This is a genomic window from Bradyrhizobium sp. UFLA06-06, from assembly GCF_054820065.1.
On sequence record NZ_JADFUD010000011.1, the window covers coordinates 38,703 to 52,267 of the forward strand.

Annotated in this window: 13 protein-coding genes; 8 read left to right on the top strand and 5 right to left on the bottom strand. The window is 65.5% G+C overall.

Annotated features, from left to right (window positions below; genetic code table 11):
- Positions 1 to 140: 140 nt before the first annotated feature.
- The gene (locus IF803_RS12115; protein ID WP_028343820.1) at positions 141 to 1,664 is read right to left on the bottom strand and encodes a flagellin N-terminal helical domain-containing protein; all 1,524 of its coding nucleotides are present in this window, start codon (positions 1,662 to 1,664) and stop codon (positions 141 to 143) included.
- Positions 1,665 to 2,214: 550 nt separating this feature from the next.
- On the opposite strand from IF803_RS12115, the gene IF803_RS12120 reads away from it, so the two are divergent.
- The 3 genes from IF803_RS12120 (at position 2,215) to IF803_RS12130 (ending at position 4,239) form a co-directional block, all read left to right on the top strand.
- Entirely contained in the window at positions 2,215 to 2,925 is a 711-nt protein-coding gene (locus IF803_RS12120) for a Crp/Fnr family transcriptional regulator (protein WP_069277314.1), read from the top strand.
- A 190-nt stretch (positions 2,926 to 3,115) separates the two neighbouring features.
- On the top strand, positions 3,116 to 3,835 hold the full coding sequence (locus IF803_RS12125; protein ID WP_028343818.1) for a Crp/Fnr family transcriptional regulator: 720 nt from the start codon (positions 3,116 to 3,118) through the stop codon (positions 3,833 to 3,835).
- A gap of 155 nt (positions 3,836 to 3,990) precedes the next feature.
- A complete protein-coding gene (locus tag IF803_RS12130) occupies positions 3,991 to 4,239 on the top strand; it encodes a hypothetical protein (RefSeq protein WP_028343817.1) in 249 nt (82 codons plus the stop codon).
- 119 nt (positions 4,240 to 4,358) lie between these two features.
- On the opposite strand, the gene IF803_RS12135 is transcribed toward IF803_RS12130, so the two are convergent.
- The gene (locus IF803_RS12135) at positions 4,359 to 4,961 is read right to left on the bottom strand and encodes a helix-turn-helix domain-containing protein (protein ID WP_461192289.1); all 603 of its coding nucleotides are present in this window, start codon (positions 4,959 to 4,961) and stop codon (positions 4,359 to 4,361) included.
- A gap of 601 nt (positions 4,962 to 5,562) precedes the next feature.
- On the opposite strand from IF803_RS12135, the gene IF803_RS12140 reads away from it, so the two are divergent.
- Positions 5,563 to 5,958 carry a hypothetical protein gene (locus IF803_RS12140; protein WP_461192290.1) on the top strand — a complete coding sequence of 132 codons (396 nt, stop codon included), beginning with the start codon at positions 5,563 to 5,565 and terminating at the stop codon, positions 5,956 to 5,958.
- A 95-nt stretch (positions 5,959 to 6,053) separates the two neighbouring features.
- Here IF803_RS12140 and IF803_RS12145 read toward each other — a convergent pair whose 3' ends face one another.
- Together IF803_RS12145 and IF803_RS12150 are read right to left on the bottom strand one after the other, a co-directional pair.
- Positions 6,054 to 6,236, bottom strand: a complete 183-nt coding sequence (locus IF803_RS12145; protein ID WP_225163741.1) for a hypothetical protein — start codon at positions 6,234 to 6,236, stop codon at positions 6,054 to 6,056.
- A 96-nt stretch (positions 6,237 to 6,332) separates the two neighbouring features.
- Entirely contained in the window at positions 6,333 to 7,334 is a 1,002-nt protein-coding gene (locus IF803_RS12150) for a glycoside hydrolase family 3 N-terminal domain-containing protein (protein WP_461192291.1), read from the bottom strand.
- Positions 7,335 to 7,515: 181 nt separating this feature from the next.
- Here IF803_RS12150 and IF803_RS12155 point away from each other — a divergent pair, with 181 nt between their 5' ends.
- Positions 7,516 to 9,561, top strand: coding sequence for an acetoacetate--CoA ligase (locus tag IF803_RS12155; protein WP_461192292.1), 2,046 nt, complete (start codon positions 7,516 to 7,518; stop codon positions 9,559 to 9,561).
- Positions 9,562 to 9,575: 14 nt separating this feature from the next.
- On the opposite strand, the gene IF803_RS12160 is transcribed toward IF803_RS12155, so the two are convergent.
- Positions 9,576 to 10,499, bottom strand: a complete 924-nt coding sequence (locus tag IF803_RS12160) for a LysR substrate-binding domain-containing protein (RefSeq protein WP_461192293.1) — start codon at positions 10,497 to 10,499, stop codon at positions 9,576 to 9,578.
- A gap of 71 nt (positions 10,500 to 10,570) precedes the next feature.
- On the opposite strand from IF803_RS12160, the gene IF803_RS12165 reads away from it, so the two are divergent.
- The 3 genes from IF803_RS12165 to IF803_RS12175 are packed head-to-tail and all read left to right on the top strand — an operon-like array spanning position 10,571 to position 13,552.
- Positions 10,571 to 11,731, top strand: coding sequence for a DSD1 family PLP-dependent enzyme (locus IF803_RS12165; protein WP_461192294.1), 1,161 nt, complete (start codon positions 10,571 to 10,573; stop codon positions 11,729 to 11,731).
- A 17-nt stretch (positions 11,732 to 11,748) separates the two neighbouring features.
- Positions 11,749 to 12,405, top strand: coding sequence for an HAD-IA family hydrolase (locus IF803_RS12170; RefSeq protein ID WP_461192295.1), 657 nt, complete (start codon positions 11,749 to 11,751; stop codon positions 12,403 to 12,405).
- Between the two features lie 13 nt (positions 12,406 to 12,418).
- On the top strand, positions 12,419 to 13,552 hold the full coding sequence (locus IF803_RS12175) for a threonine synthase (protein ID WP_461192296.1): 1,134 nt from the start codon (positions 12,419 to 12,421) through the stop codon (positions 13,550 to 13,552).
- Positions 13,553 to 13,565 lie beyond the last annotated feature (13 nt).

A 13,565-nucleotide genomic window follows, 5' to 3' on the forward strand; every position in this document is an offset into this window, starting at 1 on the left:
CGTTCGCGACATGCCGACCGCCTGCATCGGAACGCGATCGCCCATTGGTTGAAGCCGGCGGGATGGTCAAGCGCAACCAAAGCAAAAGGCGGCGGAGTCTCCTCCGCCGCCTCGATAGTCGATGTCTGTCGCGGCTACGCTTAGCGGAGCAGCTGCAGCACGCTCTGCTGCGACTGGTTGGCCAGCGCCAGCGCGGACACCGCGATCGACTGACGGGTCGACAGCGCCTGGCTGTTGGCCGCTTCCTCGTTGGTGTCGGCCAGCGTCAGGTTGGACGAGCCGGTCTGCAGCACGTTGATCAGGTTCTTCGAGAAGTCCTGGCGGATCTGCACGATCGACAGGTTCGAACCGAGGGTCGAAGCCTGGGTGCGCAGCAGGCCGCTCGCGCTGTTCAGCGTCTTCAGGGTGGCGTTGGCCGAAGCGTTGTCCACGAAGTCCGTGCCGGCGGTCAGCTTGGTGAGGTTGAGGCCGGTGGCGTCGAAGGTCACGCCCTGAATCTTCAGCGTCGAGGAGCCCGTCTCGTTGAAGGTCAGCTTGAGCTGATCGCCGTTGAGCAGGTTGATGCCGTTGTACGACGCGTCCTGGGCGGTCGTGGTGATCTGGTCCAGGATGTTGTTGTACTGGTTGACCAGGTTGGCGCGGTTCGCCAGCGCAGTCGGGTCCTGCACCGGAGCGCTGCCCGTGAGGCCGTTGAACAGCTTGCCGGCGCCGGCCGCCGTGCCGCCAATCGTGCCGATGGTCGCCGAAGCGGCATCGTTGGTGGTGCTGATGGTGAGCGCACCGGCCGCGCTGAGCGAGGCCTGCAGGTTGTTGGCCGCGAGTGCCGCGTTCAGGTCGTTGAGGGACTTCACCTTGCCGGCACCGGTGCCGAAGGTGATGTTGGTCGCAGTGCCGTTGCCGGTCGCGCCGATGGTCAGCGTGAGCGTGTCCAGCGGGCTCGCGCCGGCCGTGCCGTTTGCGGTCGCCGTCGCACCGGCCGGGAGGCCGAGCTGCGTCGCGTCGCCCGAGCTGAACGTACCGACCGTGAGCGAGTCCGCGGCGCCGGCGGTGTTGGTGCTGGTCAGGACCAGCTTGCCGGTGCCGTCGATCGAGGCGGCGACCTTGGCGCTGGCGCCGACCTGCGTGTTGATGGCGTCGCGCACCTGGGTGGCGGAGTAGTTCGTGCCCGAATTCAAGGTCACAGTCTGGCTGTTGATCTGGAACGTCAGGTTCGCGCCGGCCGCGGTGAGGTCGATGCCGGTATAGGCGGCGGTGCTGGTGAGGGTTGCGTTGGTCGGGGTCGCGGTGCCGAGCAGGTTGTCAGCGGTGGCGCCGGGGATCGCAGCGGTCGTCACCTGCGACTTCGCGGAATAGCCGACGGCGGCCTGCAGGGCCTGGTTGGCGACCGACTTGGCGCTGTCGACGAGCTTCTGCAGCGAGGTGATGCCGGTGTTGGCGGCCTGCAGCACCTGCACGCCGTTGCCGATGCCGTCCAGCAGGTTGTTGATGTCGCTGGCGCGGTTGTCGAGCGACTGCGCCGTGAAGAAGTTGGTCGGATTGTCGAGAGCAGTGTTGACCTTCTTGCCGGTGGACAAGCGGTTCTGCGTGGTGGCGAGCAGGTCAGCGGTCGACTGCAGCGAAAGCAGGTTTTGACGGACCGATGCCGAAAGAACGATGCCGGACATACTGGATACCCTTCTGGATGAACACGATTGACGCGACGCCGTAAATTTCGCACGGCGACCCACGCCACACTGGTCCGTCCGCGCTACCCGTTCGTTAAAGGGCTGATCCGTACAAATACCCAGAACGGCCTTGCCGGTGATTCGACGGGCGCCCAGCGCGATGGCTGACCGCGGCAGCGCGCGTTCGGCGCCGGACCGACTTCATGGCCGCGAATTTCCTGCGCATGTGCAGGACTTGCGGCATCCCGGCGCTGCCGCCCCGGCGCGTCGATAGCCGGCGTTGCAAGTCGCGACGATGCAAAGGCCGGCGAGGAACAGAGTTAATGGAAATCAATAAATGAGAGACAAAGTCGCGCTCGTATCGCGCGCCGCGCGGATCGACGTCGATCACCGGTGCCGGCGGCGGCCACGCCGTCTGCCCTCTAGAGGGTATAGTTTCAACACCACAACCCTTGTGCAATTGGACAGGCAAGCTATGTTCGCAATCATTCCACACGCCAAGAGTAGGTGATGCGAGACCGCAGTGCTCCCGCCCTCGGCAGGAGCACCAATGTCCGCGGTATCGCGTCCGCCCAATCGTCTGTTGCAAGCCCTTCCCTCCACGGAGTACGCGCAACTTCATCCCCTTCTGGAAACCGTCGACCTGACCAGGGAAACGGCGCTCGCCGATGCCGGCGCGCCGGTGCAGCGGGTTTATTTTCCGCATAGCGGCGTGGTCTCGATGATGATCAATCTGTCCGACGGGCAATCTGTCGAGATTGCAACCATCGGTCGCGATGGGGTCGTGGGCGCGTCTGCCGCCCTGCACGAGCGGCCGCTGCTTGCCGACGCGATTGTCGTGGTGCCGGGCTCGGCCTCGATGGTGCGGGCGGAAGATTTCCGCGAGGCAGCAGATCGCAGCGCGGATTTCCGGACCCTCGTTGCGCTCTATGAGCAGGCGCTGATGGCGCAGACGCAACAATCCGTCGCCTGCAATGTTTCCCATCCGGTGGAGGCACGGCTGTCGCGATGGCTGCTGCGCGCACGCGATTTGTGCGGGAGCGAGGCGTTGCCGCTAACCCAGGAGATGCTGGCGCAGATGATCGGCGTCCGGCGCAATGCGGTTTCGATTGTCGCACATGGGTTTCAGCAGGCCGGCATCCTGCGTTACAGCCGCGGTCACATCGAGATCACCGATATCGACGGCCTGCGGAAGGCGGCGTGTGAATGCTACACGACGGTCAAGGCGCACGCCGAACAATTGATCGGGCCGGAAGACTGACCGGCGCGCCACCCCGCCCCAACTGTGACCGGCCAGACGACGCGGACGTGCGGCGATAGGTCTATTCCTATCGGAACCAAGACATGTTTCCATCGGAACCCTGACGTGCCAGAATAGGTTGCAAGGACGTCCAGCCGCACGTCAGCCCTGGGGCCCAGAGACAAGCTTTGCCGGAAGGCTGGAGGTTGCTTTGGAAACGGTTCCTCGATCACCCAACGGATTTCTGGCGTCGCTCTCGGCAAGCGATTTCGAGTTGATTCGGCCGCATCTGCGGACGGTCGACCTCGCGGCCAATTCGGTCCTGGTCGAGACCGACGAGATGCTCAAGCGGACATACATGCCGCACAAGGGCGTGATCTCGCTGGTGGTCAGGCTCGCAAAAGGCGAGCGCGTGCAGGTCGCGATGGTCGGCCGCGACAGCATCTATGGCGCATTCGCCCCGCTCGTCGAAGGGCCTGTCCTGAACAACGCCACGGTGCTGGTGCCCGGCGTCGCCTCGACCGTGGAACTCGAGCCGTTGCGCGCGGCTGCCGGCCAGAGCCCGACGCTTCGCGCGAGATTGATCCGGCACGGGCTCGCCGTCTACGCCCAGATCCAGCAGACGGCCGGATGCAACGCCGCGCACACCGTGGAGTCACGGCTGGCGCGATGCCTGCTGCACACCCGCGATCTCTCCGGCAGCAACAAGATCGTCCTGACGCAAGAGGCGATGGCGCAGATGATCGGTGCGCGCCGCAACAGCGTGTCGCTGGTCGCGCATACCTTGCAACAGGCCAATTTCATCCACTACAGCCGCGGGCACATCGAGATCACCAACGCGGATGGGCTGATCAGGACCGCGTGCGAATGCTACGCTGCGGTCAAGGCGCAATATGCGGGACTGCTGAATTGTCAGGAAGTCGGCCGCTAGAGTTCGTTATCTTGCCGCGTTGTCTTCGCGCGAGCCGGCACCCGCTTCGCTCAAAAGCGCTCCGACCGCCGTGCAAGCCGTACTTCTACGGCGTGCGATTTTCACCGTCGGATAACGCTGCATCCCCACAGTTGCGTGGACGCACGGGGGAGCCGATGTTCACGTACCAGACGACCGACCGGAAGGAAGCCCGGCGCTTCCGCATGGCCCAGTTCAACGGCCGGCCCGCCACCGTACGGTCGGCCGGCGCGACCGTCACCGGACGCGTGCGCGCGATCGTCGAAAGCAAGTCTGGCGCGACGGCGGCATGGGTGGTCACGATCGTTCCGGATGAACCGAAGGCCGCCGCGCCGGCCGCGCGGCTCGCGCCGCGCCTGTGCTTCGCTGCGGAAGACGATTTCTGAGAACAGGGCTCTAACGAACCGAACACGCTCAGAGCCCCGCTCCGATGGAATCGGAACGGCGCTCCGGATTTCAGTTTCGACGCGTCTTCTTGACGCGAACCACTTCGCTTGAAAACGCTCTAAGCGGAATGCAACAAGGCCTTGCGGACGAGATCGGCGGTGTTGCGCGCCCCGAGCTTGCGCATGGCCTCGGCGCGATGGCTCTCGAACGTGCGCGGGCTGATGTTCATCCGCAGCGCGCCCTGCTTGTTGGAATAGCCGTCGCTGATCAGGCTGAGCACTTCACGCTCGCGCTTGGTCAACGGTTTGCGGCCGGCTTCCGGCGCGAACATGACATCCAGCGACCGGGAGCCTGCCGGCTTGTCGTCGTCCGGCGGCTTGAGATCGGCGGCCGGGACGGCATTGGGATAGAGGTCGGAAATCTGCTTCAGCATCGCGGACACCCGCTCGGTCTGCTCGAGCGCGTTCTCGATCACCTGCCGCAGATAGACGCCATTGCCGGGCGCGTGTGCGAATTGCTGACTGTGCTGTTTGAGCTCGTTCATATAGAGCAGCAGCGCCGTCACCGGCCCATTGAACTGCCGGACGATCGCGGCACCGGCGTCCGCCTGCGGCCGCGGCGCAGCGGCTCCCTGAGTCTCAAGCGGCTGCGGCTCGAGCGTCGCGGTTCCACCCGTCCATGCCGGAAGGCGCGCCTCGGCCCGATTGTCATGTTGCGTCATAGGTATGGTTTACCAAAGGTGAACTTGTGGCCGCGTTAACACGGGACTCCGTAAAACTACGGGTGACGCAACTGTGACCTCGGGCCCCGACCTGCCAAGCTGGCGCAGATTACCGCTGATTTGGCAACGAATCTCGCATATTTGAGTCGAATTACAGTATTCTTACGGGACGGGTGGCCGAGGCTGCCACCGGCGGGATTCTCCGCCTGGCATCGACCTTGAACAGTTCGGCCAGCCGTCCCCTGCTTCCGGATGAAAAGGCCGGACTTCGCGGCCTGGCATCGCCTCAGGGGCGCCGGAGCCGAAGGAATTTCTGCAGGAACCGGCCCGAAAGAACGAACCTGAACCACCAATACGCCATTCGCCGGGTCGTCATCGATCATCCCTCTCGGCATCGGGATGGCCTCGGCATACCGCACGCGGGCGCGCGCACCTATGAGACGGTTCACATCAACCGAGCATCGGGTGCGCATTGGGCAGGCATCGGATCAGGCGAATGTCAATTTACAGCCCCGACAGGCGTCGCGATGATCGCCGCCTCTCGATCAGCAATAAGGGCGCGGCCATGAAGCGAGGGCGGAACGGATCCTGGATATCCTGGATGACGATTGCGGCGCTCGCCGCGGCACTGCTGCTTGGCGCAGGCGCGCGGGCCCAGACCGCGCCGACCGGCGATGCAACGCCGACGCCCGACAACGCGGTCATGCTCACCATCTTCTTCAAGCATGATCAGTCACGACCGCTCGGTGAGCTCAATGCCCAGCTTGAGCGACAGGGCTTCTACAAGGCGTTTCCGCCCGAGGGGGTCGAGGTCGTCAGCTGGTACGTGATGATGGGAATCGGCCAGGTGGTGACGCTGCGGCTGCCGGCATCGCGGCTGCGCGAGGTCAACCGCGTCATCGAGAACAGTGCCTGGGGCGCCTACCATACCGAGTTCTACCCGACCTACGACTACAAGGCGGTCGGGATCGGCAATCATGAAAAAGCAAAGCAGTAGCTGATCGCATCGAGACCGACGCCGGAGTCACGGCCGCGCGTCGGACTTGCCGGTTTAGCCGAGAACCGGCCGCGTGATCGGATCCGATCCACCGCCTATGCGTGGGCCCGCGAGCGCTGGCTCAATCTCTTTGCCAGTGTCCGCAAATCTTCGGCGCGCCCGCTGCAAAGCAGGCGGCTGAATTCGTCAGGATCGATGGAGGCAGGCGGAAAATCGGCTGGTTTGCGTGCGGCCCGACGTAGCCAGGTCAATCGGAAGAGACGCTTGAGCATCTTCATGGTTGTCAGCCCCGATGAGCGTCATTGTTAAATCGCGGCAATGAAATTTGGTTCCACCTCTTGTTGTCACCCGGCGCGGAATTTCGTTCAATGCCGTCAGGCGAGCAGCGCCTTGCGCTTTCGCACCCGCGCAATGGAGCGCTGAACCGCGGCGCGATCCAGCGCCCCGTCTTGCACCGCACCCGCGACCGCCGCGGCGATGCCGGCCATCTCCTGCTCCTGGTCGAACAAATTGTTGCCGATGCAGATCATGTCCATGCCGGCGGCGATCGACTGCAGGCTGGCCGCGCTTGTGCCGAGCGCCTTCTGCAGCCCCTGCATCTGCATGTCGTCGGTGATCAGCAGCGTCTCGGGCAGGCGGCGGCGAAGCCGGCCGAGCCCGGTCGGTGACAGTGTCATCGGATGCTGCGCGTCCCACTGCCGGACAATGGCGTGGCTGACCAGCACCGCATCGCCATAGGTGCGCGGCGCCAACGCGTAGAACAGTTCCTCCTGCTCTGGACGCAGCGCATCGGAAATGTCCATGAACTCCAGGTGCGAATCGACGCTCGCCCCGCCGATGCCCGGAAAATGCTTCAGGCAAAGGCCTACTCCCGCCTGCCGCGCCGCAGCGTCGACCAGCCGGGCATTGGCCTCGACCTCACCGATATCGGGCGAATAGGACCGCTTGATCCTGCCGATGTTGGGATTGTCGGAATTGTAGTCGACGTCGATGACAGGCGCGAAATTGTAGCGGATGCCGAGCCGGCGCAGCTCGCCGTAGCTTGCGGCCAGGACCGTCTGCTTTTCCACACGCGCGAGCAGATTGAACTCCTTCGCGCTCGGCAGCGGCCGAAAACCGCAGGTGTCCTTGAGCCGGCGCACCAGGCCGCCCTCCTGGTCGATGAAGACCAGCGGCTGTGACGGCAGCGCCGCGATCTCGGCGCAGAGCGACTGCACCTGCGCGGGCGAGGCGATGTTGTTGTCATACTGCCGGGTCTGGCAGGAATAGTCGAACAGGATCACCCCGCCGAGCCCGAATTGCGCGGCAAATTCCTTCAGCCAGGGCGGAATGACCTTGCCGTAGAAGCCGAGGGTGAAGAGTTCGCCGATGGACATGGCCGCTCGATTCGGTTGCCGCATGGAATCAGCCGCGCCCGATGGAATAGCACGCTGCGGCGGCGGTAAGAATATGACGCAGGCAGCGGTTCGACTGCGTTCCCCGCGCTTGCATCACTATGTTAAGACACGCGGCGGGCCTCGATCGCCTGCCACGACACAAGGACTTTCGGAAACGCCCATGACAGCAGCTTACGTCCCGCAAATGGCCCTTTACCGCCAATGGCTGAAGCAGACGCGCGGCCTTGAATTTGCGGATTTCGAGGCGCTGCGGCGCTGGTCGGTCACCGATATCGACGGCTTCTGGCAGAGCGTGTGGGATTATTTCGACCTGCGCTCGCCGACGCCGCATTCGGCGGTGCTGGCCGAGCGCAAGATGCCGGGCGCGGTGTGGTTTCCCGGCGCTTCGGTGAACTACGCGCGCCAGGTCTTCCGCCATGTCGCACCGGCGCATGCCGCAGGATTGCCGGCCCTGATCTCGAGCGGCGAGGACGGCAAGCTCTCGGAGACGAGCTGGCCCGAACTGCAGCGCAAATCGGCGGCGCTGGCGCTGCATCTGAAGGCCAACGGCGTCGGCGCCGGCGACCGGGTCGCCGCCTACTTGCCGAACATTCCCGAGACGATCATCGCGTTCCTCGCGACCGCGAGCCTCGGCGCGGTCTGGAGCGTCTGTGCGCCCGACATGGCGGCGCCCGCGGTGATCGATCGCTTCAAGCAGATCGAGCCGAAGGTCCTGATCGCCTGCGACGCCGTGACCTATGCCGGCCGACGCCACGACCGGCAAGGTGTGATCGAGGAATTGCGGCGCGCGCTGCCGACCGTGCAGCATGTCATTCTGCACAGCGACGCCGCACCGTCCGAGACGCGATTGTCATCAATTCTCGCGAGTCAGAGCGCGGAGATCGACACCTTCGAGCCGGAATGGCTGCCGTTCGATCATCCGCTCTGGATCGTCTATTCCTCGGGCACCACCGGATTGCCGAAGCCGATCCTGCACAGCCATGGCGGCATCATCGTGGTGGCGCTGCCGCTCTCGACGCTGCACAACGACATCGGCTGCAGCTATCAGCAAAACTCGTTCGGCGAACGCTTTCACTGGTACTCTTCGACCGGCTGGATCATGTGGAATTGCCAGGCCAACGGCCTGCTCAACGGCACGACCTGCTGCATTTTCGACGGCAGCCCCGGCGGCACCAAGGACAAGCCGGACTGGACCACGCTGTGGCGCTTCGTCGCCGAGGCCAAGGCCACCTTCTTCGGCGCCGGCGCGGCGTTCTTCGCCAATTGCACCAAGGCGGAGATCGATCTCGCAGCCGTCGGCGACCTCTCGAGCCTGCGCACGCTCGGCTCGACCGGCTCGCCGCTCAGCGCCGACACCCAGGCCTGGTTCAACGAGCGCTTCGCCGCGCTTGCGAAGCAGAACGGCAACGCCGCGCAGGCCGATATGTGGTGGGCCAATATTTCGGGCGGTACCGACTTCGCCGGCGCCTTCATCGGCGGCAATCGCGAATTGCCGCAGACGCCGGGCATCATGCAATGCCGCCTGCTCGGCTGCGCGGTGGAAGCGTTCGACGAGCAGGGCCGCGCGGTGATCGACGAGGTCGGCGAGCTCGTCTGCACCGAGCCGCTGCCCTCGATGCCGCTGCGGTTCTGGAACGATCCCGGCAACGCGCGCTACCTTTCCAGCTATTTCGAGACCTATCCCGACAATTTCGACGGCTCCGGCCGCGGCCCGGTGTGGCGACATGGCGACTGGCTCAAGATCAATCCCGACGGCTCCTGCGTGATCTATGGCCGCAGCGACGCCACCATCAACCGCCATGGCTTGCGGATGGGCACCAGCGAGCTCTATTCCGCGATCGAGGCGCTGCCGGAGGTGCTGGATTCGATGGTGGTCGACCTCGAATATCTCGGCCGCGACAGCTACATGCCGCTGTTCGTGGTGCTGCGCGAGGGCATTGCGCTCGATGCCGCGATGAGAGGCAAGATCAACAAGGCGGTCGAGGCCGGCCTGTCGCGCCGCTTCCTGCCCAACGACATCTTCGTCGTGGCGGAGATTCCGCGCACGCTGTCCGGCAAGAAGCAGGAGCTGCCGGTCAAGAAGCTGTTGCTCGGCCATCCCGTCGAGAAGATCATCAACCGCGATGCGATGGCCAATCCCGGCTGCCTCGACTGGTATCTCGATTTTGCCAAGGGCTATCTGAGCCGGCAGGCCGGCGCGGCGTAAGCGATCGCCGTCTGTCAGCGTGGCCTGCTGCGCCATGGCGGCGGCGCGAGGACGGCGCGCAAATGCTCCACGAAAGCCTGCGTGCGCCGGGCCCGCCCGCCGCGGCCCGGATTGAGGAGCGCGACGATGTCGGCCGGCGGCAGGCGGAAGTTCGGCAGAACCCGTACCAGCCGGCCAGAGGCGAGGTCCTCGGCGACATCCCACTCCGACCTGACGATCAGGCCGTGATCCATGAGCGCCCAGGCCTTCACGACCTCGCCGTCATTGCTCGACAGCATCGGCTCGATCCTGACGACATCAGGCTCCGCCGCACCACGCCTGCGGGAGAACCGCCACAGCGTCACGTCCTCCTCGTTCTCGCGCAGTGCGATGCAATCATGTCCGCGCAGCTGCTGCGGGCTCGCCGGCGTTCCGCGGCGCTTCAGATAGGCCGGCGAGGCGCAGAGCAGGCGTTCATTGGGCGCAAGGCGCAGCAAGCGAAGCGTGGAATCCTGCAGCGCACCGATATGGATCATGACGTCCCACGCGCCGGCAGCCGCACGCCCCGGCCGATCGGACAGCTCGAGCTCGACCGACACGTCTGGATGGCGGGATCGGAAGCTGGCAACGACCGGCGCGATGTAGCGGCGCCCAAAGCCGAGCGGCGCGAGAATCTTCAGATGCCCGGCGATGGTTCCGCGACGCGCCCGCAGCGCCTCCGTCAACTCCATGGCCTCGTCGAGCAGCGCGCCCCCGCGCCGCATCAGGAGTTCGCCTTCGTCCGTCAGCGTCAACCGCCGGGCCGAGCGGCTGACCAGTTGAACACCCAAACGCTGCTCGAGGCTCTGCAGCCGCTGCGACACCGCCGATGGCGTGACGTCGAGCGCCCGCGCCGCGGCCGCGAGCGACCGTGCCGCAGCGATCGCCAGGAAAAAGCGGATATCGTCGGTCGAGAGCATTAAGTTCAGGCTTAATATAAGAATGACATTCGGTAAATTGTGCTTAGCATGGAAACGGCTAGTCTTGCCGCATGTCATCACCCCTTGCCTCGAACGCACCGCATCCGCTCGCCGGGATCGAGACGCCCTGCCTCGTGCTCGACGAAGACCGGATGCTGCACAACATCGCCCGCCTGAAGACGCGGCTGTCGCGACTCGGCGTGCCGCTCCGCCCGCATCTGAAGACCGCGAAATCCATTCCGGCGGCGCGCGCCGTGATGGACAGTCCGGCTGGTCCGGCCGCGGTCTCCACGCTGCAAGAAGCCGAAATGTTTGCCGCGGCAGGCGTGAAAGACATCCTCTATGCCGTCGGCATCGCGCCGCAGAAGCTCGATCGCATCGCGGCGCTGCGGCGGCGGAGCGTGGACCTGTCCGTGGTGCTCGACAGTCTCGAGCAGGCCGCCGCCGTCACCGCGATGGCCCGCATGTCGAACGACCGCATTCCCGTGCTGATCGAGATCGACTGCGACGGCCATCGGGCCGGCGTCGGCGCACACGACCCGCTGCTGGTCGAGATCGGCCGCGCGCTGCATCAAGGCGGCGCCGAGTTGCGCGGCGTCATGGCGCATGCCGGCGAATCCTATTCCTGCCGCAGCGTGGCGGGGCTCGAGCAGGCCGCCGAGCAGGAGCGCGCCGCGGCGGTCGCCTGCGCCGAATCGCTGCGCGCGGCCGGACTGCCCTGCCCCGTGGTCAGCGTCGGCTCGACGCCGACAGCGCATTTCGCGCGCCGGCTCGATGGTGTCACCGAGGTGCGCGCCGGCGTCTTCGTGATGTTCGACCTTGTGATGGCCGGGATCGAGGTCTGCGCGGTCGAGGACATCGCGCTGTCGGTGCTCGCGACGGTGATCGGCCATCGCGCCGACCGCGGCTGGACCTTCATCGACGCCGGCTGGATGGCGCTGTCGCGCGATCGCGGCACCGCGAAGCAGCCGGTCGACCAGGGCTATGGCATCGTCTGCGACATCGATGGACGGCCTTATCGCGACCTGATCGTGACCGAAACCAATCAGGAGCACGGCATCATCGCTCTCCGCTCTGGCAGCACGGCGCCGCAGGTGACGCTGCCGGTCGGCACCAAGGTGCGGATCCTGCCGAACCACGCCTGCGCGACCGGGGCCCAGCACGATCGCTATCATGTCGTCGCCGCCGGCTCCGGCGCGGTCCGGCAATGGGAGCGGTTTCGCGGATGGTAGGAGGCGGAGCGCAGCCCATGACCCGAGCCTATGACGCCGTTCTGTTCGATCTGCTGACGGCGCTGCTCGACAGCTGGACACTCTGGAACAAGGTCGCGGGCTCCGACGAAGCCGGGCTGCGTTGGCGGGCCGAGTATCTCAAGAACACCTATGCCACCGGGCGCTACCGGCCCTATGAAGACCTGGTGGGCGAGGCCGCGCGCAACGTTGGGCTGCCGTTCGAACGCGCCGCAGAGCTCGGCGCACGCTATGCGGAGCTCGATCCCTGGCTCGAGGTTCGCGATGTCCTGCAAACGCTGCACGGTGCCGGCGTCGCGCTCGGCGCCGTGACGAACTGCTCGGAGCGGCTCGGCCGCATCGCCGCCGATCGCCTCGGCGTCCCCCTCACCGTGTTCGTGACGGCCGAGCGCGCCGGCTATTACAAGCCGCAGCCGCAACCCTATCGGCTCGCGCTCGACGAACTGCCGGTCCCGGCCAATCGATGCCTGTTCGTTGCAGGATCGGCCTATGATCTGTTCGGCACGGCACGTGTGCATCTGCCAACTTGGTGGCATAATCGGGCCGCAATGAACCTGCCGGAAGGGGTGCCCGCCCCGATCATGGTTCGTGACAACCTTGCGACCTTGCCGGCTTTCGTGCTCGGTCGCGATGTGTCCGGCCGGACCGTGCCTTGAGGACTGAATAGCGATGCCTTCACCCAGTTACATCGACCCGCTCAACGGAAAACTGTATCCGCTGGATATCCCGCGCTGGTGCTCCGACGAAGGCAAGCCGCTCCTGATAACGCCGCTGCCGGGCATCTCCCGCGACGAGATCGATCGCGCGACGCGATCGCTGTGGCGCTATCGCGCGGCGCTGCCGGTCGAAATCAGGCAGCCGATCACGATGGGTGAAGGCTGCACGCCTGCCGTCGAGAAGGCGTGGGATGACCTGCGGCCGCATTTCAAGCTCGAATGGTTCAATCCGACCGCAAGCTTCAAGGATCGCGGCACCACGGTGATGCTGTCTTTCCTGCGCCAGCTCGGCGTCGATGCGGTGCTGGAGGACTCTTCCGGCAATGGCGGCGCATCGGTTTCAGCCTATGGCGCGGCGGGCGGGATGCGGGTCAGGATCCTCGCGCCGGCGACGACGTCGCCGATGAAGGTGGCGCAGATGCACGCCTTCGGCGCCGAGGTGCAGCTGGTCGAAGGCCCGCGCGAGGAATCCGAGGTAGAGGCGATCCGCCAGTCGAAGCAGATCTTCTACTCCAGCCACAACTGGCAACCGTTCTTCCTGCAGGGCACCAAGTCGCTGGCCTATGAGATCTGGGAAGATTTCGGCTTCACCGCGCCGGACAACGTCATCATGCCGGTCGGCGCCGGCAGCAGCCTGCTCGGCTGCTATATCGGCTTCAAGGAGCTCTTCGCGGCCGGGCAGATCACGCGGCTGCCGCGCCTGTTCGCAGCGCAGCCGCTCAACTGCTCGCCGGTCGATGCCAGCTTCGCCGCCGGCGTCGACACGCCGGTCGAGCGCGCGGTCCGCAAGACCATCGCCGAGGGCACCGCGATCAAGCATCCGCTGCGGCTGAAGCAGATGATCGCGGCGCTGAACGAGAGCGGCGGCCGCACGGTGGCAATTCCCGAAGACGGCATCGTCGCCGCGCTGAAGCGATTGGCGCAGACCGGCCTGTTCGTCGAGCCGACCTCGGCTTCGGCCGCCGCCGCGCTCGACGTCCTCAAGGCACGCGGCGCGATCCGGCCGGCGGAGCGCACCGTCGTCATCATCAGCGGCACCGGGATCAAGGCGGCGGGACTGATCACGGAGCTGCTCGGAGCGAGCTAGCTTTAGCGCGCTC